30 protein-coding genes and 1 pseudogene are annotated in these 25,658 nt (G+C 69.4%); 12 read left to right on the top strand and 19 right to left on the bottom strand.

What is annotated here, in order from left to right; genetic code table 11:
• From phoB to V6M42_RS04710, 6 genes and pseudogenes are all read right to left on the bottom strand, one after another.
• On the bottom strand, nucleotides 1-626 hold a 626-nt coding region (gene phoB, locus V6M42_RS04685), incomplete at its 3' end, for a phosphate regulon transcriptional regulator PhoB (protein WP_332677488.1).
• A gap of 14 nt (nucleotides 627-640) precedes the next feature.
• On the bottom strand, nucleotides 641-1,372 hold the full coding sequence (phoU, locus tag V6M42_RS04690; RefSeq protein WP_332677489.1) for a phosphate signaling complex protein PhoU: 732 nt from the start codon (nucleotides 1,370-1,372) through the stop codon (nucleotides 641-643).
• Nucleotides 1,369-2,161 (bottom strand): annotated as a pseudogene (pstB, locus tag V6M42_RS04695) (phosphate ABC transporter ATP-binding protein PstB); the annotation flags it as partial. The pseudogene pstB and the gene phoU, both read right to left, overlap by 4 nt.
• Nucleotides 2,162-2,233: 72 nt before the next feature.
• The gene (pstA, locus tag V6M42_RS04700) at nucleotides 2,234-3,520 is read right to left on the bottom strand and encodes a phosphate ABC transporter permease PstA (protein WP_332677492.1); all 1,287 of its coding nucleotides are present in this window, start codon (nucleotides 3,518-3,520) and stop codon (nucleotides 2,234-2,236) included.
• Nucleotides 3,513-4,943 carry a phosphate ABC transporter permease subunit PstC gene (pstC, locus tag V6M42_RS04705; RefSeq protein ID WP_332659938.1) on the bottom strand — a complete coding sequence of 477 codons (1,431 nt, stop codon included), beginning with the start codon at nucleotides 4,941-4,943 and terminating at the stop codon, nucleotides 3,513-3,515. The genes pstA and pstC overlap by 8 nt, the downstream gene beginning before the upstream one ends.
• 136 nt (nucleotides 4,944-5,079) lie before the next feature.
• Nucleotides 5,080-6,477 carry an ATP-binding protein gene (locus V6M42_RS04710; protein ID WP_442880925.1) on the bottom strand — a complete coding sequence of 466 codons (1,398 nt, stop codon included), beginning with the start codon at nucleotides 6,475-6,477 and terminating at the stop codon, nucleotides 5,080-5,082.
• A gap of 151 nt (nucleotides 6,478-6,628) precedes the next feature.
• On the opposite strand from V6M42_RS04710, the gene V6M42_RS04715 reads away from it, so the two are divergent.
• From V6M42_RS04715 to V6M42_RS04725, 3 genes are read left to right on the top strand one after another with little or no spacing between them, the layout of a single operon-like run.
• Entirely contained in the window at nucleotides 6,629-7,582 is a 954-nt protein-coding gene (locus V6M42_RS04715) for an ABC transporter ATP-binding protein (RefSeq protein WP_332677496.1), read from the top strand.
• Nucleotides 7,579-8,976: an ABC transporter permease gene (locus V6M42_RS04720; protein ID WP_332677499.1), complete on the top strand. Its 1,398-nt coding sequence runs from the start codon at nucleotides 7,579-7,581 to the stop codon at nucleotides 8,974-8,976. The genes V6M42_RS04715 and V6M42_RS04720 overlap by 4 nt, the downstream gene beginning before the upstream one ends.
• Nucleotides 8,977-8,988: 12 nt before the next feature.
• Nucleotides 8,989-9,276, top strand: a complete 288-nt coding sequence (locus V6M42_RS04725; protein WP_332677501.1) for a hypothetical protein — start codon at nucleotides 8,989-8,991, stop codon at nucleotides 9,274-9,276.
• Nucleotides 9,277-9,353: 77 nt separating this feature from the next.
• Here the strand turns inward: V6M42_RS04725 and rpsU are convergent, their stop codons facing one another.
• Nucleotides 9,354-9,608: a 30S ribosomal protein S21 gene (gene rpsU / locus V6M42_RS04730; RefSeq protein ID WP_298702436.1), complete on the bottom strand. Its 255-nt coding sequence runs from the start codon at nucleotides 9,606-9,608 to the stop codon at nucleotides 9,354-9,356.
• Nucleotides 9,609-9,796: 188 nt separating this feature from the next.
• On the opposite strand from rpsU, the gene V6M42_RS04735 reads away from it, so the two are divergent.
• Nucleotides 9,797-10,474, top strand: a complete 678-nt coding sequence (locus V6M42_RS04735; RefSeq protein ID WP_332677503.1) for a COQ9 family protein — start codon at nucleotides 9,797-9,799, stop codon at nucleotides 10,472-10,474.
• Nucleotides 10,475-10,935: 461 nt separating this feature from the next.
• Here the strand turns inward: V6M42_RS04735 and V6M42_RS04740 are convergent, their stop codons facing one another.
• The gene (locus V6M42_RS04740; protein WP_332677505.1) at nucleotides 10,936-12,009 is read right to left on the bottom strand and encodes a 5-(carboxyamino)imidazole ribonucleotide synthase; all 1,074 of its coding nucleotides are present in this window, start codon (nucleotides 12,007-12,009) and stop codon (nucleotides 10,936-10,938) included.
• Nucleotides 12,010-12,498 (bottom strand): 5-(carboxyamino)imidazole ribonucleotide mutase, encoded by a 489-nt coding sequence (gene purE, locus V6M42_RS04745; protein WP_332677506.1) that lies wholly within the window; start codon nucleotides 12,496-12,498, stop codon nucleotides 12,010-12,012.
• 124 nt (nucleotides 12,499-12,622) lie between these two features.
• Between purE and V6M42_RS04750 the strand changes: the two genes are divergently transcribed.
• Nucleotides 12,623-13,186, top strand: coding sequence for a GGDEF domain-containing protein (locus tag V6M42_RS04750; RefSeq protein WP_332660085.1), 564 nt, complete (start codon nucleotides 12,623-12,625; stop codon nucleotides 13,184-13,186).
• A gap of 6 nt (nucleotides 13,187-13,192) precedes the next feature.
• Here the strand turns inward: V6M42_RS04750 and V6M42_RS04755 are convergent, their stop codons facing one another.
• The 3 genes from V6M42_RS04755 to V6M42_RS04765 are packed head-to-tail and all read right to left on the bottom strand — an operon-like array spanning nucleotide 13,193 to nucleotide 14,531.
• Nucleotides 13,193-13,417, bottom strand: coding sequence for a YdcH family protein (locus V6M42_RS04755; RefSeq protein ID WP_332660086.1), 225 nt, complete (start codon nucleotides 13,415-13,417; stop codon nucleotides 13,193-13,195).
• A 38-nt stretch (nucleotides 13,418-13,455) separates the two neighbouring features.
• Nucleotides 13,456-13,920 (bottom strand): TIGR02444 family protein, encoded by a 465-nt coding sequence (locus V6M42_RS04760; protein ID WP_332660088.1) that lies wholly within the window; start codon nucleotides 13,918-13,920, stop codon nucleotides 13,456-13,458.
• A complete protein-coding gene (locus V6M42_RS04765; RefSeq protein ID WP_332660112.1) occupies nucleotides 13,917-14,531 on the bottom strand; it encodes a UbiX family flavin prenyltransferase in 615 nt (204 codons plus the stop codon). Before V6M42_RS04765 ends, V6M42_RS04760 begins: the two co-directional genes overlap by 4 nt.
• Nucleotides 14,532-14,659: 128 nt before the next feature.
• Between V6M42_RS04765 and V6M42_RS04770 the strand changes: the two genes are divergently transcribed.
• Nucleotides 14,660-14,833 (top strand): YdcH family protein, encoded by a 174-nt coding sequence (locus tag V6M42_RS04770; RefSeq protein WP_332660089.1) that lies wholly within the window; start codon nucleotides 14,660-14,662, stop codon nucleotides 14,831-14,833.
• Nucleotides 14,834-14,893: 60 nt separating this feature from the next.
• On the opposite strand, the gene V6M42_RS04775 is transcribed toward V6M42_RS04770, so the two are convergent.
• Nucleotides 14,894-15,565 carry a DUF1013 domain-containing protein gene (locus V6M42_RS04775; protein WP_332660091.1) on the bottom strand — a complete coding sequence of 224 codons (672 nt, stop codon included), beginning with the start codon at nucleotides 15,563-15,565 and terminating at the stop codon, nucleotides 14,894-14,896.
• Between the two features lie 216 nt (nucleotides 15,566-15,781).
• Between V6M42_RS04775 and V6M42_RS04780 the strand changes: the two genes are divergently transcribed.
• On the top strand, nucleotides 15,782-16,378 hold the full coding sequence (locus V6M42_RS04780) for a beta/gamma crystallin-related protein (protein WP_332677508.1): 597 nt from the start codon (nucleotides 15,782-15,784) through the stop codon (nucleotides 16,376-16,378).
• On the opposite strand, the gene V6M42_RS04785 is transcribed toward V6M42_RS04780, so the two are convergent.
• Complete coding sequence (locus tag V6M42_RS04785; protein ID WP_332677518.1) at nucleotides 16,375-17,346, bottom strand: NAD(P)H-quinone oxidoreductase; 972 nt, start codon at nucleotides 17,344-17,346, stop codon at nucleotides 16,375-16,377. The genes V6M42_RS04780 and V6M42_RS04785 overlap by 4 nt on opposite strands.
• Nucleotides 17,347-17,429: 83 nt before the next feature.
• On the opposite strand from V6M42_RS04785, the gene V6M42_RS04790 reads away from it, so the two are divergent.
• From V6M42_RS04790 to V6M42_RS04800, 3 genes are all read left to right on the top strand, one after another.
• Nucleotides 17,430-17,633, top strand: a complete 204-nt coding sequence (locus tag V6M42_RS04790; RefSeq protein WP_332660095.1) for a DUF1192 domain-containing protein — start codon at nucleotides 17,430-17,432, stop codon at nucleotides 17,631-17,633.
• A gap of 83 nt (nucleotides 17,634-17,716) precedes the next feature.
• Complete coding sequence (gene rcdA, locus V6M42_RS04795) at nucleotides 17,717-18,250, top strand: protease adaptor protein RcdA (RefSeq protein ID WP_442880926.1); 534 nt, start codon at nucleotides 17,717-17,719, stop codon at nucleotides 18,248-18,250.
• A complete protein-coding gene (locus tag V6M42_RS04800) occupies nucleotides 18,247-18,615 on the top strand; it encodes a hypothetical protein (protein ID WP_332660096.1) in 369 nt (122 codons plus the stop codon). The genes rcdA and V6M42_RS04800 overlap by 4 nt, the downstream gene beginning before the upstream one ends.
• A 3-nt stretch (nucleotides 18,616-18,618) precedes the next feature.
• Here the strand turns inward: V6M42_RS04800 and V6M42_RS04805 are convergent, their stop codons facing one another.
• Together V6M42_RS04805 and rpmE are read right to left on the bottom strand one after the other, a co-directional pair.
• Entirely contained in the window at nucleotides 18,619-20,142 is a 1,524-nt protein-coding gene (locus tag V6M42_RS04805) for a L,D-transpeptidase family protein (protein ID WP_332660098.1), read from the bottom strand.
• 207 nt (nucleotides 20,143-20,349) lie between these two features.
• Nucleotides 20,350-20,574 carry a 50S ribosomal protein L31 gene (gene rpmE, locus V6M42_RS04810; RefSeq protein WP_284222163.1) on the bottom strand — a complete coding sequence of 75 codons (225 nt, stop codon included), beginning with the start codon at nucleotides 20,572-20,574 and terminating at the stop codon, nucleotides 20,350-20,352.
• Nucleotides 20,575-20,707: 133 nt separating this feature from the next.
• Here rpmE and V6M42_RS04815 point away from each other — a divergent pair, with 133 nt between their 5' ends.
• Nucleotides 20,708-22,555: an ABC transporter transmembrane domain-containing protein gene (locus tag V6M42_RS04815; RefSeq protein ID WP_332677509.1), complete on the top strand. Its 1,848-nt coding sequence runs from the start codon at nucleotides 20,708-20,710 to the stop codon at nucleotides 22,553-22,555.
• On the opposite strand, the gene V6M42_RS04820 is transcribed toward V6M42_RS04815, so the two are convergent.
• Nucleotides 22,552-22,989, bottom strand: coding sequence for an HIT family protein (locus V6M42_RS04820; protein ID WP_332677511.1), 438 nt, complete (start codon nucleotides 22,987-22,989; stop codon nucleotides 22,552-22,554). The two genes, V6M42_RS04815 and V6M42_RS04820, sit on opposite strands and share 4 nt — an antisense overlap.
• Nucleotides 22,990-23,223: 234 nt before the next feature.
• On the opposite strand from V6M42_RS04820, the gene V6M42_RS04825 reads away from it, so the two are divergent.
• Nucleotides 23,224-23,586, top strand: coding sequence for a phage holin family protein (locus V6M42_RS04825; protein WP_332677513.1), 363 nt, complete (start codon nucleotides 23,224-23,226; stop codon nucleotides 23,584-23,586).
• Here the strand turns inward: V6M42_RS04825 and V6M42_RS04830 are convergent.
• Both V6M42_RS04830 and V6M42_RS04835 read right to left on the bottom strand, forming a co-directional pair.
• Nucleotides 23,583-24,728 (bottom strand): GNAT family N-acetyltransferase, encoded by a 1,146-nt coding sequence (locus tag V6M42_RS04830; protein ID WP_332677515.1) that lies wholly within the window; start codon nucleotides 24,726-24,728, stop codon nucleotides 23,583-23,585. The two genes, V6M42_RS04825 and V6M42_RS04830, sit on opposite strands and share 4 nt — an antisense overlap.
• 198 nt (nucleotides 24,729-24,926) lie before the next feature.
• Entirely contained in the window at nucleotides 24,927-25,385 is a 459-nt protein-coding gene (locus V6M42_RS04835) for a RidA family protein (RefSeq protein ID WP_332660108.1), read from the bottom strand.
• Nucleotides 25,386-25,658: the final 273 nt, after the last annotated feature.

A 25,658-nucleotide genomic window follows, 5' to 3' on the forward strand; every position in this document is an offset into this window, starting at 1 on the left:
TCGACGTTCAGCGCCTTGCGCAGGCGGCCGACGTGGACGTCGACGGTGCGGGCCTCGACGTAGACGTCGCTGCCCCAGACGGCGTCCAGCAGCTGTTCGCGGCTGAACACCCGGCCCGGGTGCTGCATCAGGTGATCCAGCAGGCGGAATTCGGTGGGGCCGAGGTGGATCTCGTTGCCGGCGCGCCTCACCCGATGCGCCACGCGGTCGATGACGATGTCGCCATGGTTGATGCGGTCGTCGGCCAGACCCGGGCGGATGCGGCGCAGGACGGCGCGGATGCGGGCGATCAGCTCGCTCATCGAGAAGGGCTTGGTCAGATAGTCGTCGGCGCCGGTGTCGAGGCCGCGGATGCGGTCGCTTTCCTCGCCGCGCGCGGTCAGCATGATGATCGGCAGGTTGCGCGTCTCGGCCCGGCCGCGGATGCGGCGGCAGACCTCGATGCCCGACAGCTTGGGCAGCATCCAGTCCAGCAGGACCAGGTCGGGCAGGCGTTCGTCGATCTGGAGCATGCCCTCCTCGCCGTCGGCGGCGACGACGACGCGATAGCCCTCCTTTTCAAGATTGTACGAGAGGAGGGTCGCCAGGGCGTCCTCGTCTTCCATCACCAGTACGTAAGGCTGCACGTCGAACTCTCCGGTCAGGCGGGCTTCGTCGGGGCGGGGGTCGGGTCGGGGTCGGTGGACGGGTCAGGGTTCCAGCGGGGACGCTCGCCGGTGAATTCCTGGCCCGTGATCTCGTAGTAGATGGTTTCGGCGATGTTGGTGGCGTGATCGCCGATACGCTCGAGGTTCTTGGCCATGAACAGCAGGTGGGTGCCCGCCGTGATCGTGCGCGGGTCGCCCATCATGTAGGTCAGCAGCTCGCGGAACAGGGCGTTGTAGTGCTCGTCCACCTCGTCGTCGGTGTTCCAGACGGCGATGGCGCGGTCGACCTCGGCGGCGGCGTAGGCGTCCAGCACGTCGCGCAAACGCATCGAGACGAGCTTGCCCATCCGCTCGATGGACCGGGTCAGGGGGGGCATGGGATCGCCCTCGGCCAGGATCAGACCGCGCTTGGCGATGTTCTTGGCCAGGTCGCCGGTGCGCTCCAGATCCACCGCCAGCTTCATCGAGGCGAGGGTGCGGCGCAGGTCCGAGGCGACGGGCTGGCGCAGGGCGATCAGGCGGATGGCCTTGCGCTCGATGTCGCGGTGCATGGCGTCGAGGCGGCCGTCGCGCTCGACCACGGCGCGGGCCAGGGCGATGTCGCGGCGGGCTACGGAATCGACGGCGTCGGCGACCTGGGCCTCGGCCAGTCCGCCCATGCGGGCGACCTCGGCCGTCAGCTGGTTCAGTTCGTCGCCATAGGCCTTGACGGTGTGCTGGTTCATCCGAACCGCCCGGTGATGTAGTCGAGCGTACGGCGCTCGCGCGGATTGGTGAAGATGTCCTCGGTGTCGCCCGTCTCGATCAGGCGGCCCAGGTGGAAGAAGGCGGTGCGCTGGCTGACGCGCGCGGCCTGGGCCATGGAGTGGGTGACGATGACTATGCAGTAGCGCTCGCGCAGCTCGTCGATCAGCTCCTCGATCTTGGCCGTGGCGATGGGGTCCAGGGCCGAGCAGGGCTCGTCCATCAGGATGACCTCGGGCTCGACCGCGATGGCGCGGGCGATGACGAGACGCTGCTGCTGGCCGCCGGACAGGCCGGTGCCGGGCGAATGCAGACGGTCGGCGACCTCTTCCCACAGGCCGGCGCGCTTCAGCGACGCCTCGACCACGCCGTCGAGTTCGGATTTGGACGCGGCAAGACCGTGGATGCGGGGGCCGTAGGCGACGTTCTCGTAGATGGTCTTGGGGAAGGGGTTCGGCTTCTGGAACACCATGCCGACGCGGGCGCGCAGCAGGACGGGGTCGACGGACTTCGCATTGACGTCCTCGCCGTCCATCTCGATGCGGCCGGTGACGCGGGCGCCGGTGATGGTGTCGTTCATGCGGTTCATGGTCCGCAGGAAGGTCGACTTGCCGCAGCCCGACGGGCCGATCAGGGCGGTGACCGTCTTGTCCGGGATGTCCAGCGAGACGTCGTACAGCGCCTGTTTGCCGTCATAGAAGACGGACACGTCGCGGGCGGCGATCTTGGTCGGACCGACGGGGGTCGAGTTGTGAACGACCGGGGGCGCGGCGATGACGGGGGCGGCGGGCTGGCCGCCCTCGACGCCGTCCGGAGCCCGGAAAAGGTTGAATTTCATCGGGCTACCACCGGCGTTCAAAGCGCCGGCGCAGGAAGATGGCGGCGGCGTTCATGACGATCATGAAGGCGAGAAGGACAAGGATGGCGGCCGCCGTGCGCTCATGGAAGGCGCGTTCGGAAGCGTTTTCCCAGATGTAGACGAGCGAGGGCAGGGCGCCGGTCGGCTCGCCGATGCTGTGTGGAATGCCCGGGATGAAGCTGACCATGCCGATCAGCAGCAGGGGGGCGGTTTCGCCCAGGGCGTGGGCCATGGAGATGATGGCGCCGGTCATGACGCCCGGCATGGCCAGGGGCAGGGTGTGATGGAAGACGGTCTGGGTCTTTGACGCGCCCATGGCCAGGGCGGCCTCGCGGATCGAGGGCGGCACCGCCTTCAGCGACGAGCGGGTGGCGATGATGATGGTCGGCAGGGCCATCAGGGCCAGCACGAGTCCTCCGACCAGCGGGCTGGCGCGGGGCAGGTGCATCCAGTTGATGAACAGGGCCAGACCCAGCAGGCCGTAGATGATCGACGGCACGGCGGCCAGGTTGTTGATATTGACCTCGATCAGGTCGGTGATGCGGCCGCGCGGGGCGAACTCTTCCAGGTACAGGGCCGCGCCGACGCCGAGCGGAATGGCGATGAAGGCGGTGACCAGCAGCATCAGGGCCGAGCCGACCACGGCGCCGAGAACCCCGGCCAGTTCCGGCTCGGTGGAGTCGCCCTTGGTGAACAGGCCTCTGTTGAAGTGGGCGGCGACATGGCCCGAGGCCTTCATGCGATCGAGCCAGCCGATCTGTTCGTCGCTGAGACGGCGCTGGTCGGCGGGGGTGTCGCGCGAGATCTCGCCCTTGAAGAACAGGTCGGCGTCGTCGGAGACGGGGGCCGCGATGGGCACGGTCTGGCCGATCAGATTGGGGTTTTGCTGGACGCGGGCGGCGGCGGCGAATTTCAGTTCCGAGGAGAACAGGCTGCGCATGGCCGTGGCCTTCGTGCCCTGGGCGTCGTCGACGACGCCGAAGCGGGCCAGCTGCTGTTCGGCCACCAGCAGTTCGAAATTGGTGCCCTGCGGATAGCCGCGGTCGACGCGCGCCGGGTCCATGTAGACGGGTACGGTGACGGTGTGGGCGTAGAAGGCCGTGTGGCCCTGTTCGATGATGCGGCCCAGCAGCAGCAGCAGGAAGCCGACGGCCACGCCGATGGCCAGCAGGCCGTACAGCTTGAAGCGGCCCTCGCGGGCATAGCGGCGCTTGAGACCGGCGCGCAGGCGATCGGCGCGCATCTCGGGCGTGACGGTCGCGTCAGTCATATTGCTGCCGATAGGTCTGGACGATGCGCTGGGCGACGATGTTCAGCATCAGGGTGACCAGGAAGAGGGTCAGGCCGAGGCCGAAGGCGGACAGGGTCTTGGGGCTGTTGAACTCCTGGTCGCCCGTCAGCAGGGTGACGATCTGGACGGTCACGGTGGTGACCGTGTCCAGCGGGTTCAGGGTCAGGCGGGCGGCCAGGCCGGCGGCCATGGTCACGATCATGGTCTCGCCGATGGCCCGCGACATGGCCAGCAGCATCGCCCCGGCGACGCCGGGCAGGGCGGCCGGCAGGAGCACGCGTTTCACTGTCTCGGACTTGGTCGCGCCCATGGCGTAGGAGCCGTCGCGCAGCGACTGGGGCACGGCGTTGATGATGTCGTCGGACAGGGAGCTGACGAAGGGGATCAGCATGATGCCCATGACCATGCCGGCGACGAGGGCCATCTGGTTCTGGACCAGCATCAGATACTGGCCGAGGCCGTCCAGCGGTCCGCCGACCAGCAGGGCGCCGATCTCGTTGAAGAAGACCCGGAAGGCGGGACCCACGGTCAGGGCCGCGAAGAAGCCGTAGACCACGGTCGGGACGCCGGCGAGAATCTCGAGCACGGGTTTGACGATCGCGCGGAACCCGGGGCCGGCGTACTCCGACAGATAGATGGCCGAGAACAGGCCGACCGGGGCGGCGACCAGCATGGCGATCAGCATGATGAGGAAGGTGCCGGCGAACAGCGGCAGGGCCCCGAAGGCGCCCGTCGATCCGACCTGGTCGGCGCGGATGGCGGTCTGGGGACTCCACTGGGTCCCGAACAGGAATTCGGTGATCGGCACCGAGGAGAAGAACCGGATCGAGTCATAGACCAGCGACGCGATGATGCCGACGGTGGTGAGGATGGCGACGGCCGAGCAGAGGAACAGCAGGCCGATGATCCAGCCTTCCACGCGATTGCGGGCCCGCATGCCGGGACGAATCTGGCTGAAGACGAACAGGGCCCCCAGCAAGGCGGCGACGACGGCCGCGGCGAGGGCGCCCAGCTCGAGCATCAGGGCGATGCGGTGGACCCGCCGGCCCTCGGTGGGCAGAAGTTCGGCATAGGGGGCGGGCCAGATCTGCACCGCCGGGCGCCCGGCCCCGACCGCGCGGGCGTCGGCGAAGAAGGCCTCGCGGCGGAAGGGCTCCAGCTGCTGCACGGCTTCCGGCGCGCCCGAGGCGGTCAGCTGCCGTTCAATCGGCGCGGAGAAGACATTGGCCGCGATCAGGATGACGAGCGCCGGAACCACGGTCCAGATCAGGGCGTAGGCGCCGTGTTGTCCGGGACGGGAATGGGGCCGCTGGCCCTCGCCGCGCCGACGCGCGAACCGGCGGCCGCCCAGATAGGCGACAACGGCTGCGGCGATCAGGATCGGCAGGAAAAGCCAGGTCATCGGCGTCCGGAACAGCAGGAATCGGAACGCCGGTTTCCCGTACGCCCCGCCGCGATAACTGCCCGGGAATGGTCAGCGGATTACGACGGGTGAATGACAGTTCTGTTACGCTGCCCGGCCCCCTGACGCCCTTCTGTCATGGAGCCGGGGCGGAGCGCGGGGCGGCGACCGGGAAATAGGCTGTGAATACCGCGCCATGACCGGGGGCGCTTTCCACCGTCAGGCCGCCGCGATGGCGGTTGACGATATGTTTGACGATGGCGAGGCCCAGGCCGGTGCCCTGCCGTTCCCCGCTCTTCTGACCTTCCACGCGGTAAAAGCGCTCGGTCAGGCGCGGCAGATGTTCGCGCGCCAGTCCCGGGCCGTGGTCGCGAACCGTGATGGCGGCGTAGCGCTGGCCGGTTTCGCGGTCGGGCGTGACCAGCGGCAGCCGGGTCGCCCCGTCGCCGCGATTGCCGCCGGACCAGGGCGCCGACGCCTCGTCGAGGGCGATGTCGGGCTGGATGACGATCTCGACCGTCGCGCCCGACGGGGAATATTTGATCGCGTTGTCGACCAGGTTCTGGACCACCTGCAGGATTTCATCGCGGTCGCCGCTGACGGGCGCGTTGAGCCCCCGGTCCTGCAGGCTGACGGTGACGGCGCGGTCGGCGGACAGCACGCTGACGGCGTCGACCACATCGGCGGCGGCGCGGGCCAGATCGACCCGGCCGGCGGGCGGGATGTGCTCGTTCAGCTCGATCCGGCTGAGCGACAGCAGGTCCGCGACAAGGCGGCTCATGCGGTCGGCCTGGGTCGCCATGATGTCGAGGAATTTGTCCCGCGCCTTGGGGTCGTCCTTCGCGTGGCCCTTCAGGGTCTCGATGAAACCCGCCAGCGAGGCCAGCGGCGTCTTGAGCTCGTGGCTGGCGTTGGCGAGGAAGTCGACGCGCATCAGCTCCATGCGGCGCACGTCCGTCTCGTCGCGCAGGACGACCAGCGCCAGGGTCTGGCCGTCGGCGGAGGGAAGGGGCCGGGTCAGGGCGCGCCAGTGCCGCGTCTGGGCGCCCACGCCCGCGTAGTCGGTCGTGCGGGCCACGCCGCCGAACAGGGCCTCGTCGACGGCTTCCAGCACAGCGGGTTCACGCAGCACGGGCACCAGCAGGGCGCCTTCGGACTGGATGCGAAGCAACTCGCGCGCGGCCGTATTGGCCAGGACGATGCGGCGGCCGGCGATGTCGTCGGCCTCGCCGCCCGACACGACCAGAACCGGGTCCGCCAGGGCCTCGAACACGCTGTCCAGCAGCAGCCGGTCCGCCGGCGGCTCCGTTTCGGTCGTCCCGACGGGCTCGCTCGCTGCGCGGGGACGGCGATGGATCATCCAGGTCGACAGGGCGACCAGGGCGGCGGCCCCGAACAGCCACATGGGCGACACGGGCTGAAGGAAGGCGGCCAGAAGCAGGGCGGCGACGGCGATGCCCGCGCCGGCGCCGACGGTCCACATCCGGGATCCGGACCGGGGCGCGACGGGTGAGGGGGAAACTTCGTAGGGCATTCACGCTTTCGCTGGCGCGGGCGACTCGTATCCCGCGAACATGACACGGAATTCATGACAACAGGGCGTCGACGGCGCCCGTTTCGGGTTGTCAAACGTCCTTTACACTCCTATCCATCATGGAAAGAGATCGAGTTCGGCGGAGGGGACCATGGCGGCGTTGACGCTGGAGGGCGTAAGCAAACGGTACGGGGAGTTCCGGGCCGTGAAGGACCTGAGCTTCCAGGTCGAGAAGGGCGCGATCTGCGGCTTCCTGGGCCCGAACGGGGCCGGCAAGACCTCGACCATCCGCATGATCCTGGGCCTGCAGGGCGTTTCGGCCGGCCGGATCGAAATCCTCGGCGCCGACGACGGCCGCAAGGTGCGCGACCGGATCGGCTTCCTGCCGGAGGAGCGGGGCCTCTACAAGAAGATGACGCCTGTCGACGCCATCGCCTTCTTCGGCTCGCTGAAGGGACTGCCGCTCGGCGAGGGCCGCAGACGCGCGAGGGACATGCTGGACGCCCAGGGTCTGGGCGCCTCCCGGCACAAGAAGATGAAGGAGCTGTCCAAGGGGATGGCCCAGAAGGTCCAGCTGATCGCCTCGGTGGTGCATCGGCCGGAGTTCGTCATTCTGGACGAACCGTTCTCGGGCCTCGATCCGGTCAACCAGCAGGGCCTGGAGACGGTGATCCGGCAGCTGGCGGCGGACGGGGCCACGGTGCTGTTCTCGACCCATGTGATGCAGCACGCCGAACGGCTGTGCGACAAGGTGGTGCTGCTGGCGCGGGGCCAGAAGGCCTTCGAGGGCACGGTCGCCGAGGCGCGCGCGACGTCCCGCCGGTTCCTGGAGCTTGAAGGGGCGATCGACGCCGCGCAGGCGGGATCCCTGCCGGGCGTGACCGGCGTCGAGGTCGTCTCCGAGACCGACGGGGTCCGGGTGTTGAAGGCGGCCCTGGGTCAGGGCGGCAAGGGGCAGGAGGCGCTGAAGGCGGCCTTCCTGGGCGGGCTGGACGTGCGGCGCTTCGAGCTGCGCGAGCCCAGCCTGCACGACGCCTTCATCAGCCTGACAGGGGACAATCCCGACGTCGATCAATCCGTGAAAGTGTCGGAGGCCGCCCGATGAACCGCACATTCCTGATCGCCCGGCGCGAATACGCCGCCTACGCCAAGACCGTGGGCTTCTGGCTGTCGCTGCTGGCCTTCCCGTTGTTCGCCGTCATCGGCGGCGCGGTGCCGATCCTGATCCGGACCTCCGAGCCGGTTCGCGCCGTGGCGGTGATCGAGGAAGGCCCGGCGGCCGTCGGCCTGGCCGGCGCCGTCAGCGACGCCCTGCGTCGCGAAAGCGAACGGCAGGCGGAACGCGCCAGGGAGGCGGCGGAGAAGGCCAAAGAGGCGACGGGCGGCGTCGCGCCGCCGCCGAACGCAGCCCAGGGCGCGCTGGCGTCGCTGGGTGCGACCCGGATGCGCATCGTGGCCACTCCGGCCGAGATCACGGCCGCCGCGCCCGGCGAGGCCCAGACCGACGCGGTCCGCCGCTTCCTCGACGAGGAAACGCCCAAGGACAGGCGGCTGGACGCCGTGGTCTTCCTGACCCGCGACGCCGCGGGCGCGCCCGGCGCCCGCGTCTGGACCGCCCGGGCCACCGACGACACGGTCGAGGACTTCGTGCGCGACGCCCTGCGCGCCGCCCACCGCCGCACGGTGTTCGAGGCGGCGGGAATCGACGGCGCGGTGGTCGAGGCGACCGAGGCCTTCCGGCCCACGGTGACGGCCTTCTCGCCCAAGTCGGCCAGCGGCGGCGAGGTCTCGTTCCGTGACCGGCTGCCCCAGATCATGGGCCTGATCGGCGGCTTCCTGCTGTGGTCGCTGATCATCACCGGCGCCTCGATCCTGCTGAACAGCGTGATGGAGGAGAAGTCGAACAAGATCCTCGAGGTGCTGCTCTCGTCCGCCTCGGCGACCGAAATCCTGGCGGGCAAGGTTCTGGGGGTGGCCCTGCTGACCCTGACCGTGCTCGCGGCCTGGGGCTCGATCGGCGCGGCGGGCATGATCGGCTTCCTGCCCCAGTACGCCGGCGACGTCGGCGACGTGCTGCTGAACGGCGGCATGCTGGGCTGGTTCGTGGCCTTCATGGTCGGCGGCTACATGATGTACGCGGTGCTGTTCGCCGCCATCGGCGCCTTCTGCGAGACGCCCCGCGACGCCCAGACGCTGATGGGTCCGATCATGATGGTGCTGGTCATCCCCATGATCACCATGCAGATGGCGCTCCGGACCCCGGACGCGCCGGTCATCCAGATCATGTCGATGATCCCGTTCTTCACGCCGTTCGTCATGATGGCTCGCCTGCCGTCGGAGCCGCCGATGATCGAACTGATCGGCTCCATCGCCGGCATGTTCGCCTTCGCCCTGTTCATGGTCTGGATCGCCGGGCGCGCGTTCCGGGCCGGGGCCCTTTCGGACGTGAAGCTGAGCTGGAAGGCGTTCGGAGCCGCGATCCGGGGCGGGGGAAGCTAGGCGGCCGTCGCCGTGCAGTTCCTGAAAACCCTTCGTCCGCGGGTCCGGAGCGGGGAGATCACCTCCAGCATCCGGATCTGGCGCTCGCCGCGTGTCAGCGTCGGTAAACGCTACGCCATGGACGGCGGCTGGATCGAGATCGAGGCCGTGCGGGAGATGTCCATCGAGGACATCTCTCCCGGGATGGCCCGGGACTCGGGGTTCGAGGGCCTCGTCGACCTGTTGAAGACGGCGAAGCATGGCGCAGGGACCCGGGTGTTCCTGATCCGGTTTCACTACCTGTCCGCCGACGAGGCCTGATCCCCGCGATCCCGGAAAAGAAAAGGGCCGCTCCGGTTTCCCGGGGCGGCCCTTGATCTGTCTGGTCTGGCGTTCGCCTAGGAGCGCGGACCGCCGACGCCCGGCACGCGGGGCTTCGGAGGCGGCAGCAGGCCTTCGCGCTGCATGCGCTTGCGGGCCAGCTTGCGGGCGCGGCGCACGGCCTCGGCCTTCTGGCGGGCGCGCTTCTCCGAGGGCTTCTCGTAGTGCACGTGGCGCTTCATCTCGCGGAAGCTGCCTTCGCGCTGCATCTTCTTCTTGAGGGCCTTCAGCGCTTGATCGACGTTATTATCGCGAACGAAAATCTGTACCAGGTTGAACTCTCCTTTGGCCGCCCGCCGCGCACCTCGAAAGGGAGACGGGCAGACAAATAAAATCGTCTTCCGGGGACAGGGTCCGCGGATGAAGGCGGGCTGATACACGTTTGCCCCCCCGCTGTCCAGATCGTCGCGCTTCAATCTGAAGGGTCGAAACGCCCGCCGCGTGGGCATATGCTGTCGCCATGACCGAAGCGCCACACCTGTCGAACGAGACGCCCGGCGAAGACTGGGGCGACCGGATGGAGCAGTCCGTGCTGGACGCGGCCGTGCGGCTGGCTCCCGCCCTGGGCTGGAACAGCCGGATGGTGAGGCGCGCCTGCGCCGAAAACGGCCTGTCGCCGGGGGATGAGGAGCTGTTGCTTCCAAACGGCGCGCGGGACCTGGCGGCCCTGCTGTCGCGCAGGCACGACGACCGGGCGCTGGCGGTGCTGGCCCAGGTCGATGCAAAGTCGGTGAAGATGCGCGAGCGAATCGCCCGCGCCGTCTCGGCCCGGATGGAGGCGGGGGCCGCCGATCTGGAGGCCACGCGCCGCTGCGCCGCCTTCCTGGCCCTGCCGACCAACGCCGATCTGGGGCTGAAGCTGGCGTGGGAGAGCGCCGACCACCTGTGGAACTGGGCCGGGGACACGGCCACCGACTGGAACCACTATTCCAAGCGGGCGATCCTGTCGGGCATCCTGATCCCGGCCCTGACCATGCGCTGGTTCGACGGGAAGGACGCGGCCGAGGCCTTCGTGGCCGCCCGGATCGAGAACGTCATGGCCTTCGAGAAGTGGAAGGCCGGCAGGGATTTCGACGCGCCGCTGCGGAAGGTCAGCGAGGCTCTGAGCCGAATGCGGTACGGGGCGAAGGCCCCTTGACCCTCTCCCGCTGGGAGAGGGCTTGAGCGCACGGCGGCGAAGCCGTCGTCCTGGCGCGAAAGGGTGAGGGTCGACTGCAGGCGGGCGGCTTCGCTGCTTCACCACCCGACCCTCATCCCGCGCTGCCCGCCACCTCTCCCCGCGGGAGAAGGATCGGCTTTCGAGAATGGAGACTCTCGCCCCCTCCCACTCACCCTTTTGAGGACAGAAATCCGCTACTTTCGCCCCGCCGAGGGCGTCTGCCTCGCCGCCAGACCCGACCTGCGACCGTTTCTGACGCAGGCCCGTGCAACATAGCGAGAATGCCCGCCGGGCCTGGTCTTTGACAGCATCCAATCCCTCGTCGCCGCCGCTCAGGCCGCGATGAATCCATGTTCAGCGACGCAGTCGCGTTCGTTGGAGTCCGATGTTCGATTTTTTGGGGCGGGGTACGAGACTCTCTGCCCTCGACCGACCTCGGATCAGAGGGGCTTCACCCGGTTCACATGGCCCATCTTTCGGCCGGGGCGGGCCTCGGCCTTGCCGTAGAGGTGCAGGCGGGCGTCGGCCTTGCCGGACAGCTTCGTCCACTGGTCGACCTCGTCGCCCAGCAGATTGGTCATTTCGACACGGGCGTGGGCGGTGGTGGGCCCCAGCGGCCAGCCGGCGATGGCGCGGATGTGCTGCTCGAACTGGTCGCAGACGCAGCCGTCCTGGGTCCAGTGGCCCGTGTTGTGGACGCGCGGCGCGATCTCGTTGACCAGCAGACGGCCCTCGCCGAGATCGAACAGTTCGACGCCGAGGACGCCGACGTAGTCGAGGCCTTCAAGGACGGCCTTCGCGATGGCCCGGGCGCGCTTCTCCGTCTTGGCGTCGACGGCGGCGGGGGCGAGGGTCGTCTTCAGGACGCCGCCCTTGTGGATGTTCTCGCCCAGCGGATAGACGGCGATCGCACCGTCTCTGCCGCGGGCGGCGATGATCGACAGTTCGCGCAGGAACGGCGCCTTCGCCTCGAGGATGGCGCGGCCCTGACCCACGGCGTTCCAGGCGTCGGCCGCCATGGCGGCCGAGCGGACCCAGACCTGACCCTTGCCGTCATAGCCGTCGCGCCGGGTCTTCAGCAGGGCGGGGGCGCCGAGGCGGTCGAGGCCGGCCAGCAGGTCGTCCAGGCTGTCCACCGCGGCGAAGTCGACGGTGGTGGCGCCGACGCCGTTCAGGAAGGTCTTCTCGTCGACGCGGTCCTGCGCCACGGCCAGGGCCTTGGGGCCGGGGGCGACGACGGCCCCGCCCCGGGCCAGCCGTTCGACCGAGGTCGCGGGGACGTTCTCGAACTCGAAGGTGACGGCCTGACAGGTCTGGCCCAGCACCATCAGGGCGGCGGGATCGTCATAGGCGGCGACGATCTGGCCCTGGGACACGCGTCCGGCGGGGCTGTTCTCCTCGGGGTCGAGGATGACGACGTTGAAGCCGAGGCGGGACGCGGCCTGGCTGAGCATGCGGCCCAGCTGGCCGCCGCCGAGAATGCCGAGGGTCGAGCCGGGAGCCAGAGGAGCCACTCAGTCCTCGACCGTCTCGTGGACCGCCTCGGTCTGGGCTTCGCGGAAGGCCGTCAGCCGTCCGGCCAGCACCGGATCGGCCAGGGCCAGGATCTGGGCGGCCAGGATGCCGGCGTTCTTGGCCCCGGGCTCGCCGACCGCAAGGGTGGCGACCGGCACGCCGCCGGGCATCTGGACGATGGACAGCAGGCTATCCAGCCCCTTCAGGGCCTTGGACTCGACCGGCACGCCCAGCACGGGCAGTTCGGTCATGGAGGCGGCCATGCCCGGAAGGTGGGCCGCGCCGCCGGCGCCGGCGATGATGACCTTGAAGCCCGCGGCCTTGGCGCCGGTGGCGAAGTCGAACAGGCGCTGCGGCGTGCGGTGGGCGCTGACGACCTTCGCCTCCCAGGCCACGCCGAGGCGATCCAGGGCGTCGGCGGCGTGTTTCATCGTCGGCCAGTCCGAGCGGCTGCCCATGATGATCGCCACGGGAGTCTGAGTCGGCATGGGTGCACGCCCTTTCGCGGGAAAGCGGCGCGATACAGGACTCGCGTTGCGCCCGCAACCGACCGCGTTAGGCTGACGCTTGGTCGGGCGTGTGAGTCGCCGGCCGGGGGAGCCCTCTTCGCTCGTGACCAACGCGGCCCTTATCGACCCCTACGACGAGATCGAGCGCCTGCGCGCGGAGATCGAGGCCCTGCGCCGTCGCGCCGAAGCGGCCGAGGCGGCGGCGGACCACGACGTGCTGACGCCGGTTCTGAACCGGCGGGGATTCATCGCGGCGATGAAGAGCGCCATGGCCTTCTGCCAGCGCCACGGCACGCCGGCGGTGCTGCTGTATCTCGACCTGGACGGGTTCAAGGGCGTCAACGACAGCCTGGGCCACGCCGCGGGCGATGCGGCCCTGGTGCATATCGCCAATCTGCTGACCAACAATCTGCGCGAATCGGACGCGGTGGGCCGGCTGGGCGGAGACGAATTCGGCCTGCTGATGCTGAACGCGGGCCTGAACGGCGGCCGGGAGAAGGCCCAGCGGCTGGCGGACGCGCTGGCGGCCGAGGATTTCACCTGGAACGGCCAGTCGGCGCGTCTGGGCGGATCGTTCGGCGTGCGCGCCTTCAACGGTCACACCGACCCCGAGGTCTGGCTGGCCGAGGCCGACGCCGCCATGTGGGTGCGCAAGAAGGGCCGGTAATCCGGCTCAGGCGATGATGTCGGGCAGGATCCGGTCCTCGATCTTGGTGATCTCGTCGCGCAGCAGCAGCTTTTTCCGCTTGAGCCGGGCGATCATCAGCTGATCGGGCACCGGCATGCGCGACAGGGCCTCGATCGAGGCGTCGAGATCGGCGTGCTCGAGCTGGAGCAGCTTGAGCCGGGCGTGGAGCGCCTGCTCTTCCTCGGTCAGAAACGGTTCGTCGTCATTCATACTGGCACCCCGGACGCCTTTTTATACCGTGCGCCGCATCAGGCCGGAAGGCGCTCGGCGAGACGCACCAGTCCGGCGCGCGGCGTCATCGGCGACCAGACCCGGGCGGCGGCCACCATGGCGGCGAGCGGGGGCTGGACCGGGCCCGAGGGAGCCGGAGCCAGGGCTTCCAGTGCGGTCAGAAGCCGGAATTCAGCTGCAAGCTCCACGGCCTTGACCTGCTCCCGCACGGCCTCGCGGGCGGCGTCGTCCAGATCGGGCGCGCGGGGCTTCAGGGCGCGGCGGACGGCCCGCAGCGGAGCGATGGCGGTTTCCTGCCATGCCCGGGCGGTGTCGCCGGCGGCTTCGAGGGCGTCCTCGTCGGGGGTGCGTCCCTCGGATGCGCACCAGGCGGCCCAGAGAAGCAGGGGAATGTTCTGACCGGCGGAGTCCTGGAGCTCCAGACAGGCGTCGGCGACCCCGTCGGCGGCCCAGGCGGTCAGCGACCAGTCCCGGAGACTCATTCCGCGGCCGCGCCCTTCAGCCCGCCCCAGCGGCGCACGGCGGACCAGTCGAGGCCGAAGACATCCAGCGCGCGGCCGACCGACTGGTCGACCATCTCCTCGAGGCTGGCCGGCTTCGCATAGAAGGCGGGCAGGGGCGGGGCGATGACGGCGCCCATCTCGGCCAGGGCGGTCATGGTGCGCAGATGACCGAGGTGCAGCGGGGTCTCGCGCACCATCAGGACGAGCGGGCGGCGCTCCTTGAGCATCACGTCGGCGGCCCGGGTCAGCAGGGTCGAGGTCACCCCGGTGGCGATCTCGCTCATGGTGCGGACCGAGCAGGGCGCGACGATCATCCCCATGGTCCGGAACGAGCCCGAGGCGATCGAGGCGCCGACGTCGTTGAGCCGGTGCGTCACGTCGGCGCGGTCGGTCAGGTCGTCGGCGGAAAGATCGGTCTCCTGCGACAGGGTCAGCAGGGCGGCGCGGGTCACGACGAGGTGGCTTTCCACCCCCAGTTCGCGCAGGGCGTCCAGCACGCGGACGCCGTAAGTCACGCCGGACGCTCCGGAAATTCCGACGACGAGTCTGTTGGAGGATGAGCCGGAAGGGTTCCGTACGGCTCCGTTCACATCTTCGGCCAATTCGGGCTCCAGGGTGGTCCGTATCAGGACGGTCGGCGTTTCACCGGAATGTGATTCTACAGCGGGTCAGACCCGGCGCTGACTGTACTGGTCCCTTAGACATGGAGGCGCAAGCCATGACCATCGAAGCTCGTATCCGCGAACTGGGAAACCGTCACCGCAACCTGGATGAAACCATCTGGCGCGAGACGATCCACCCGGCCACGGACTCGCTTCGCGTCAGGGAGCTGAAGCAGCGGAAGCTGCGGCTCAAGGAACAGATCACCAGCCTGGAGGCTCGCGCAGGATAGCGAAGCGGCCTCCCGACAAAGACATCGGCCCCGGAGAGCGATCTCCGGGGCCGTTTTATTCTAGTCCTTGTCGCCGAACACCGAGGCCGCGGTGGGCTCGGCCCCGCGGCGTTCGCGGGCTTCGGGGACGAACTCTTCCTCGACCGGCTCGACGGGGGCGTCGACGGGCTGGAGCGTGGCGCCGCCCTTCTTCGCGTCGTCGCGGGCCTTCTTGTCGGCGGCCTTGCGGACCAGTTCGTCCAGGGCCAGCTGGCCGACGAGGCCCAGGGTCACCGGATCGACCGGCTTGATGTTGGCGCTGTTCCAGTGGGTGCGGTTGCGCACGCTCTCGATGGTCGACTTGGTGGTGCCGAGCATCTTGGCGATCTGGGCGTCGGTCACCTCGGGGTGGTTGCGCACGAACCAGGCGATGGCGTCCGGGCGGTCCTGACGGCGCGAGACCGGCGTGTATTTCGGGGCCGGCTTGCCGCCCTTCATCAGTTCGGCGTGGCGGCTGACCACGGCCTGCATGCGGTAGCTGTCGTCGTTCTGGGCCTTGTCCAGTTCCTCGCGGGTCAGCTGGCCGTTGACCAGCGGATCGGCGCCGCGGATGTCGCGGGCCACGTCGCCGTCGGCGATGCCGCGCACTTCCAGCGGATGCAGGCCGCAGAAGTCGGCGATCTGCTCGAACGTCAGGGAGGTGTTGTCGACCAGCCAGACCGCGGTGGCCTTGGGCATGAGGATGTCGGTCATGAACGCATTCCGGTTTGGTTTTCAGGCCCGGAATCCGGGCTCTGGATACGACGGCGCCCGGCCTTTCGACCGGGCGTTGATGTTGGCGATATAGGCCTATTCGCCGGAAAAGAAAACGGATGCCGACAAGGCCGTACAGCCAAGGTTCATCGAGCAAGCGTGACGGTGGGGTCACGGACGCATCGGGCGCCCGGCAAACCTTCGGGAGGGACGACCATGTTGATCGAGATGCTGGCCGCCATGGCGGTTGTTTCAGGCGGAGCCGGTCCGGCCGTGCAGGACGGCCAGCGGGCGGCGCCGCGCGGCAGCTACCGCGAAAGCTGCAGCGGCGAATATGTGAACCGCGGCCGGCTGTACGCCGACTGCCGCACCAGCCGCGGGCAGGTGCGCGAGACATCGATCGATCTGAGCCGGTGCGCCAGCTACGAGATCGTCAACCGCGAGGGGCTGCTGGTCTGCGGTCCGAACCGGGGCGACTATGAGAGCCGGCCCGGCGGCGGCAACGGCGGCGGCAACGGCCGGCCCGGCGGCGGCTGGGGCGGAGGGCGCGGAGGGTCGGCGACGGTCTATCGTGACGCCGAATTCCGGGGCGCCGCCTTCCGGTTCGAGGACGAGGTCGCCAACCTGTCCAGCACGGGCTTCAACGACGCCATCAGTTCCATGGAGCTGCGCGGCGCGTGGGAGGTCTGCACGGACGCCTATTTCCGCGGTCAGTGCGTCACCCTGGACGGCGACATGCGGAACCTGCGCAACTCGGGCCTGAACGACCGGATTTCGTCGATGCGTCCGATCCGGCGCGGAGGACGCCGCTAGGTCGTCAGAACGATCTTGCCGACATGGCCGCCCGCTTCCAGCGCGAGGTGGGCGGCCGAGGCCTCCTCCAGGGGGAAGACGGACTCGACAGGCGGCCGAACCGCGCCGGAGGCGACCCAGGGCCAGACCGCAGCCTCGACGGCGGCGATCAGCCGGGCCTTCTCGTCGGCGGGGCGGGCGCGCAGGGTCGAGCCGGTGAGAACGATCCGCTTCATCATCAGCCGCGCCAGGTCGATCTGCGCGGTGGAGCCGGACAGGGTCGCGATCACCACCCAGCGGCCGAACGGCCTGAGCGCGGCCTGGTTGAGCGCCGCGTAGTCGGCGCCGACCATGTCCAGGACGACGTCGGCTCCTCCGAAGGCCGCGATGGCGGTCTCCATGTCGTCGGCGAGGGCGTCCAGGCTGAGGTCTGCGCCCAGCCGCGCCGCGGCGGCGGCCTTGTCCGGGCCGCGTGAGGTGGCGATCACCCTGGCCCCCGCGGCCCTGGCCATCTGGATCGCCGTGACGCCTATGCCGCTGGTGGCGCCGTGGATCAGCAGGGTCTCGCCGCTCTTGAGCGCGCCCGCCTCGAAGACGTTGGCGAAGACAGTGCATATGGTTTCGGGCAGGGCGGCGGCCTCGATCAGATCGACGCCGGTCGGGACGGGCAGGACGTGGCGGGCGTCGACGACGGCGTAGTCGGCGTAGCCGCCGCCGCCGAGGAGGGCGCACACCCTGTCGCCGATGGCCCAGCGGGCTGCGCCTTCGCCGACCTGGTCGACCTCGCCGGCGACTTCCAGACCGAGAATGTCCGACGCGCCGGGCGGGGCCGGATAGCGGCCGAGGCGCTGCAGGAGGTCGGGCCGGTTGATCCCGGCGGCGCGCACGCGAATCCGGATCTGACCCGGTCCGGCGACCGGATCGGGCCGCTCCGCCAGCGTCAGGGCCTCCGCCGGACCCGCGCCGCCCGCGATCTCGATGACCCGCATCCGTTCATCCCGTTCTTGCAATCGTCCGTCTCCGGGCGTTTTGATACGAGGTTGCGTATCCCTTGGCCACGAAGGAGGCGGCGATGTTCGATGATCTGGAGCCCCGTCCGGCGCGCGGCGCCCCCCTGATCGCCCTGACGCGAGAGGACCTGGACGGCTATTCGGTCGAGGACCTCAAGCAGCGCATCGAAGGGCTGGAGGCCGAAATCGCGCGGTCCCGGGCCGCCATCGAGGGCAAGTCGTCGCAACGCAACGCCGCCGACGCCATGTTCAACTTCCGGCCCTGAATCAACCTGTTGGCACAACCGTTGCAGTCCGTTGATGCGCCGCGCGAAACCGTGCCGCTCGTGATACGGATACGCGTTCCCTTATGAGTTTGACCGACTTCATGCCCACCGACGCCGACATTCCTCCGTCCGCCGGCCGCAGCCGCGCCGCCGTCGTCGACGACTTCGCGCGCTCGGAGCTGTTCGACCGCACCTTCCGCGAGGGCATGGAGCTGGTCGAGGAGACCGCCGCCTATCTGGACGGGGACGGCCGCCGCGAATCCAAGCTGCTCTCGCGGGCCACGGCCCTGGCCTACGCCGGCGAGAGCATGAAGCTGACCACCCGGCTGATGCAGATCGCCTCGTGGCTGCTGGTGCAGCGGGCGGTGCGCGAGGGGGATATGACGGCGCTGACGGCGTGCGAGGCGCGCTACCGGCTGACCGATCGCAAGCCCGAGACGGACCCGACCAACAGCGAACTGCCCATCGCCCTGGTCGAATATCTGGTCCGGACCGAGAAACTGCACGACCGCGTCCTGCATCTGGACCGCCGCATGTATCTGGACGCGCCCGAAGAGGACGCGGTCAATCCGGTGCAGAGCCAGCTGGACCGGCTGACGGCGGCCTTCGGGCAGTGAAACGGCCCCGGCTTCTGATCAGCCTCGGCGTTGCCGTTGTGATCATCGGGGCGCTGGCCGCCGCGGGGATTCAGAGTGGTCGTTCGCTGGTCCTGATCGAGAACCGCAGCGACACGCCCCTGAACCTTTCGGTCCAATCGACCCATCCCGGCGACTTCTCGTGGGCGGGCGGCCTGCCCGCCGGGAAGCGGATCGTCCGTACGGCGCGGTTCACGGCGGACGGAAGCGTCATGGCGGCCTGCCGCGACACGAACGGCATCAATCGGACGACCGGCGGCTATGTGACCCCAGGTTGGCCGCATCGAGTCGACGTCATCGCTGCGAGTTGCGTCGCCCTGCGGGTCGACGCCGACACTATCCCCTGAGCCCTACGGCCCGACGTCGTTCGCCACCCGGGCGCCGTCATCGACCGGCTTGGGCAGGCTGAGGGCGATGCCGAGGGCTTCGGCCAGTTTCGCATCCCGCTCGTAGACATCCTCGCGGAAGGCCACGCGCCCCTGGCCGTCGACGAAGGCGGTCCAGTAGAGCAGGCGTACGCTGATCTCGCGGCCGGTCTGGATGCGCTTGGTCTCGCGCGTGTCCTGGGCCGTGTCGAACTCGGCCAGCAGGACCGGATCGGGCGACAGCAGCAGACGGGCGAACTCGACCGCGCCCTGCACCCGGACGCAGCCGTGCGACCGCTGGCGCATGGCCAGGTTGAAGGCCGACTTGGACGGGGTGTCGTGCAGGAAGATGGCGTAGCTGTCGCGCAGCTCGAACTTCACATAGCCGAGCGCCGCCGTCGGGCCGGCGCGCTGGATGACCTGGCCGTTCTGGACGTACATGTTCTGGCTGGCCAGATAGCCGGGGCCGCGGGGCAGGATCTCGTTGCGGGCGATCGAGGCCGGGACATACCAGGGCGGGTTGGCGACCACCGAGGCGAACGGCTTTTCGAGGCTGGGGGTCTGGGTCGAGGGGGCGCCGCAGACGACGCGGTTCGAGTGAACGGGCCGGCCGTCCTTCCAGTAGACCATGATGGCGGCGGCGGTGTTGACCTCGATCCGCTCGGGCGCGACCTCGCGCTTCAACCAGCGGCGGCGTTCGAGGTTCAGGGCGATCTGGCGGGCGCGGTCCTCGGCCGAGGCGGACAGGGAGCGCTGGCTGCCGGTTCCGATACGGCCGTCGGCGACGAGGCCGTGACGGACCTGGAAGCCGCGCACGGCCGCCTGGAGCTCGGGGCCGTAGACGATGCCCTGCTGGGTCAGGCGCGCGCCGTCGGCTGCGGGCAGGTCGCCTTCGGCGACGAGGCGCTGGATCAGCGCCGGAATGCGGACGTCGCTGGCGCCCGGCTCGATCGTCGCGCCCTGCCGGAAGACCGGCCAGCCGCCCTCGCGGATCAGGCGGCGGTAGCGGACATAGCCCGCTGACAGGTTGGAATAGCCGATGTCCGTGGGGGCCAGGCCCTCGAACCAGTCGACCAGACGGTTCTGGGCCAGGGCGTCGTTCAGGCCGACGGGCAGGTCGACCCGGTTCTTCTGCATCTCCCACAGGTCTTCGACCGTCTCGGGGCGGACGCGGCCCTCGGCCAGCACGCGGGCATAGTCCATGGCCGCGGCGGTGGTCCGCATCTCGGCGGCGTTGCGATCGGCCGCCAGGGCTTCGAAGTTGAAATAGTCGGACTGGGCCAGGCCGTGCCGTTCGGCGCGGCCGGCGGCGGCCTGCAGGGCCCGCAGCCGTTCGGCGTTCCACACGGGACGCCAGCCGTTCAGCTCGTAGAAGGCGCGGACGTCGGGCTGGATGCCGGCGGGCAGGGTCGCCAGCTGGTCGTTGAAGCGATCATAGAAGGCGACGGCGGCCGGATCGCGGGTCTGGGCCAGGGCGACCTGACCCATCGCCGACGCAAACGCCGTCACGGCCGCGCCCAATCCGAGTTGCCGTCGATTCATCGCCAAAATCTCTATGCCGGTTTCGATGCGGAACACCGCGTTCCGCCCCCCGAAAGGCCAACGCCGTGATGTTATCGGCGTTCCGGCCAAACAGAAAGGCGCCGGTCCGGGGACCGACGCCTTTGTTGTCGTCTTGCTTCAGGGTGTGGCTGGAAAGCCCGCCCCGACAGCGGCCTACTTCTTGATGAAGCCGGCGAACTTGTTGTTGAAGCGCGACACGCGACCGCCGCGGTCCATCAGGTGGGCGTTGCCGCCGGTCCAGGCCGGGTGGGTCAGCGGATCGATGTCCAGGTTCAGGACGGCGCCTTCCTTCTGGTAGGTCGAGCGCGTCTGGTAGGTCGTACCATCGGTCATCGTCACGGTGATGAAATGGTAGTCGGGGTGCGTATCCGCCTTCATGGTCCTGATCCGGTCTCTGCGCGATGACGATGCCGACCGTCGGAGCGCGAAAATGAGAAACCCGCCGAGGAAACGGCGGGAATGAGCGGCGGCGTTTACACCGGGGGCCGTTCCGGGGCAAGAGGCGCGCGCCATGACAGATGCAACCGCCACCGTAGACGCCGCTGACATCCGGGGACGCCCCGGCGCGGGGGCCGTCCTGATCGAGCAGCTGGGCGAGGCGGGCAAGCGGCGCGAGAAGCGCCGGGACATCCGCCCGCTGGGCCGGTTGCTGCCCTATGCGATGCGGCACAGGGGCCATATGGCGATGGCGGGGATCTGGCTGATCCTGTCCACCGCGGCCTCCCTGGCCCTGACCGCCTCGGCGCGGGGCGCCATCGACAACGGATTCGACAACGGCGGATCGCAGCTGAACCTGTGGTTCCTGTTGCTGGGAGCGAACGCCCTGTTCCTCGGGCTGGCGACCGCCGTCCGCTATTATTTCGTCACCAAGACGGGCGAGCGGGTCATCGCCGACCTGCGCAAGGGCCTGTTCCAGCGCATCCTGACGCTGGATCCCGCCTTCTACGCCGCCATGCGCACCGGAGAGGTGCTGTCGCGCCTGACGACGGACATCGCCCTGGTCGAGACGCTGCTGACCACCTCGGTGTCCTACGCCCTGCGCAATTTCCTGACCCTGATCGGGGGGACGGTGCTGCTGTTCGTGGTCAGCCCGAAGCTGACGGGCATGGTGCTGCTGATCGTGCCGCTGCTGCTGGGGCCGATCTTCCTGTTCGGACGGCGGGTGCGCAAACTGACCGTGGCCTCGCAGGACCGGTTCGCCAATGCCGTGGGCTTCGCCGGCGAGAGCGTCGATGCGATCGAGACCGTCCAGGCCTTCGGTCGCGAGGCCAGCGCCATCGACCGCTTCGGCAAGGCCGTGGAGGATGCGTTCGGCGTGTCGCTGGTGCGGATGCGGGCGCGGGCCCTGATGACCGCCCTGATCATCGTGGTGATGTTCGGCGGCGTGACCCTGGTGCTGTGGCTGGGCGCCCAGGACGTGATCGCCGGGCGGATGACGCCGGGGGCGCTGTTGCAGTTCGTCCTGCTGTCGGTGTTCGCCGCGGGCGCCGTGGGCGCGCTGGGCGAGAGCTGGGGCGACGTGCAGAAGGCGGCCGGCGCCATGGAGCGGATCGACGAGCTGATGCGCAGCGAAGCGGCCATTCGCGCGCCGGAGACGCCGCGGGTGTTGCCCGAGCCGCCGACGGGCGAGGTGTCGATGTCTGCGGTGCAGTTCGCCTATCCGGGTCGGCCCGACCTTCCGGCGCTGAAAGGATTTTCGCTGACCGTGCGGCCGGGCGAGACGGTGGCGCTGGTCGGGCCGTCGGGGGCCGGCAAGAGCACGGTCATCCGGCTGCTGCTGCGCTTCTACGACCCGCAGTCGGGCGTGGTCTCGGTGGACGGGATCGACGTGCGGGAGGCCGATCCGGTCGCCGTGCGCGGCCGCTTCGCCTGGGTGTCGCAGGAGGCGCCGCTGTTCTCGGGCTCGGCCAGCGAGAATATCCGCTTCGGGCGCGAGGAGGCGGACGAGGCCGCCATCCGCGCCGCCGCCGTCGAGGCGCAGGCCCTGGCCTTCGTCGAGGCCCTGCCGCAGGGGTTCGACACGCCCCTGGGCGAGCGCGGCAAGAGTCTGTCGGGCGGGCAGCGGCAGCGGATGGCCATTGCGCGCGCCCTGGTCCGGGACGCGCCGATCCTGCTGCTGGACGAGGCGACCTCGGCCCTGGACGCCGAGAACGAGCGTCTGGTGCAGGCCGCGCTGGATCAGGCGATGGAGAACCGCACCACCATCGTCATCGCCCACCGCCTGGCCACCGTCCTGCGCGCCGACCGGATCGTGGTGATGGAGGACGGCAAGGTGGTGCAGGAAGGCACGCACCGGGCGCTGATGGCCCAGGGCGGGCTGTACGCCAAGCTGGCCGAGCTGCAGTTCCGCGCCGACTAGTCCAGCGCCGCCGCGATCCGGTCGGCGAGGCCGCGCAGGGTTTCCACATCCGCCATGGGCGCGTGGCCGTGGCCCTTCATCTGGCGGTCGGCCCAGCGCGGGATGATGTGGAAATGCAGGTGGAAGACGGTCTGGCCGGCCGCCTCCCCGTTCAGCTGCATGATCTGGACGCCGTCGGGCTGAAGCGCCTTTTCGACGGCGCGGGCCGTGCGGCGCGTGGCCTCGGTCAGGCGGGCGAGGGCGTCGGGCTCGATCTCCAGCAGGGTCCGCGCCGTCGAGGTCTTCGAGATCAGCAGGACATGGCCTTCCGACTGGGGGAAGACGTCCATGAAGGCCAGGACGTCGTCGTCCTCCCACACCTTCACCGAGGGAATCTCGCCGCGCAGGATCCGGGCGAAGATGTTGTCGGGGTCGTAGGCGGCCTTCAGGGTCATCGCGGGCCTCGCTTCCAATCGCGCTGTCATTTTCATCGTCATTCCGGGGCGCTCGGAGAGCGAACCCGGAACCCGGGGGAGCATCCGCCGACTTCAGCCCGAGCCCGGCGTCCGAGTCCAGTCACCTGGGTTCCGGGTTCCGCTGCGCGGCCCCGGAATGACGGGTGAGGGTGCAAAACATGGCGCATCGATCGCCCGTCCGCGGTACAGTCCCGGTTGAATCGGGAGGCCTCCATGCTGCGTTTCATCGTCCAGTTTCTCGTCACCTGCCTGGCCCTGTGGCTGGCGGCGCAGGTCGTGCCCGGAGTGGGGTTCAGCGATAATCCGTCGCTGTGGCTGGCGGCGATCCTGCTGGGCGTGGCCAACGCCATCGTGCGGCCGATCCTGACGATCCTGACCTTCCCGCTGACCATCCTGACGTTCGGCCTGTTCCTGCTGGTGGTGAATGCGGCGGTGATCGGACTGGTGGCCATGCTGCTGGGCGGCTTCGTGGTCGACGGCCTGTGGGCGGGGATCGGGGCGGCCATCGTCACCGGGATCGTCAGCTGGATCGCCGGCTGGTTCATCGGCGAGGACCGTCCGCGCCGCGCGGACTAGGCCTTGCGGAAGGGCGACAGTTCGTCGGTCATGACGGCGATCTCGGCCTCGACCGCCGGGCGCTCGCCCTCGAGGTAGCGGGCCACCGGGTCGCGCAGGGCCGGGTCGGCGATGAAGTGGGCCGAGAAGACGGGGGAGGGCAGGTAGCCGCGCGCGATCTTGTGCTCGCCCTGCGCCCCGGCCTCGACGCGCGACAGGCCGCGGGAGATCGCGAATTCGATGGCCTGGTAGTAGCAGAGCTCGAAATGGAGGAAGGGGACCTCCTCCAGCGCGCCCCACTGGCGGCCGTACAGGGCGTCGCGGCCGATCAGGTTCAGGGCGCCGGCGATGGCCTCTCCGTCGCGGAAGGCCATCACCAGGGCGATGCGGTCGGCCATGGTCGCGCCGAGGCGGGCGAAGAAGTCGCGCGTCAGATAGGGCCGGCCCCACTTCCGTCCGCCGGTGTCCATGTAGAAGGCGAAGAAGGCGTCCCAGTGCGCTTCGGTGATGTCGGCGCCGGTGAGGACGCGGATGTCGAGCCCGGCCCGGGCCTCGCGCCGTTCGCGGCGGATGGTCTTGCGGCGGTTCGAGGACAGGGCGGACAGGAAGTCGTCGAAGGTCTCATAGCCGCCGTTGCGCCAGACGTACTGCATGTCCTGCCGCTGCAGCAGGCCGGCCTCGCCCATGGCGTCCCATTCGGGACGCGCGGGGAAGTTGACGTGCAGGGACGAGACGCCGAGCCGTCCGGTCAGGGCCAGGGCGCCCTGAAGCAGGGCCTGACGCACTGTGGCTTCGTCAGCGTCCGGGTGGGCGAGGAAGCGGGGGCCGGTCACGGGGGTGAAGGGCACGGCGGCCAGCAGCTTGGGATAGTAGCGGCCGCCCGCGCGCTCATAGGCGTCGGCCCAGCTCTGGTCGAAGACGTATTCGCCCTGGCTGTTGCCCTTGAGCCAGAGGGGCATGACCCCGATGACGCGGCCGCCGTCGGCATGCAGGGCGAGGTGACGGCCGGCCCAGCCCTGACGCGGGACGGCGCTGCCGGAGGCCTCGCAGGCGTCGAGGAAGTCGAAGGAGACGAACGGATCGCCGGACGGGGAGGCGCAGGCGTCCCAGGCCTCGCGGCCTATGTCTGCGAGCCGGTCATGGATGTGGATCTGGAAATCCATGCTCACCCCACGCGAAGCGGGTTCATCACAACGAACACAACGAAATCACGACGGGCACAACGGGGCCGGAGCCAGATGCAGATACCGTTGTGTTCGCCGTGATTTCGTCGTGCCCGTTGTGATGAACCGCCCAAGCGGTCAGGTCGGCGCCAGGGCCGGGGATTGAATCCGCTTCGCGGGAAGACAGAACGGTTTGCGTCACCGCACCTCGACGATGGCGTCCACCTCGACGGCGAAGCCGAGGGGCAGTTTGTAGACGCCGACGGCCGAACGGGCGTGGCGGCCCTTGTCGCCGAAGACCTCGACCATCAGGTCGGAGCAGCCGTTGATGACGGCGGGGATGGCCTCGAAGTCGCCGGCGGCCTGGACGAAGCCGCCCAGTTTGACGACGCGGACGACGCGCTCGAGGTCGCCGTCGAGGGCGGCCGAGATCTGGGCCAGCAGGTTGACGCCGCACATGCGGGCGCCCTTGACCGCGTCCTCTTGCGAGACATCGCCGCCGACCGTGCCCTTGAGGCCGCCCGAGGCGTCGTTCGACAGCTGGCCCGAGATGTGGACCAGATTGCCCGTCCGGACGAAGGGCACATAGTTGGCGACCGCCTTGGCGGGTTCCGGCAGGGAGATGCCGAGTTCGGCGAGGCGGGCGGCGACGGTCATGGGAAAGGCTCCTGGGGGTTTGGCGGCGGTTTAGCGCGGCATGAGGCGTGCGTCATCGCTCTTCGGCGCTTCCGCTGAAAAGTTCGGGGAGGGCGCGGGGCGACCGGGCTCGCCCGGTGCTGTTGCAGAGTTACCGTTTCGACGAGACAGCCGCCCCGCGTCGTCGTTTTCCACGCGCGTGCCGGCCGCCGGCCCTGTTCGGGCCTTGCCGACGCCCGGACGGCTCCTTGCGGAGACCGGCCGGGGGGAGACTTGCGGCGTCATGCGCCGCAG

The sequence above is a fragment of the Brevundimonas sp. genome, from assembly GCF_036677305.1.
Classification (GTDB): domain Bacteria; phylum Pseudomonadota; class Alphaproteobacteria; order Caulobacterales; family Caulobacteraceae; genus Brevundimonas.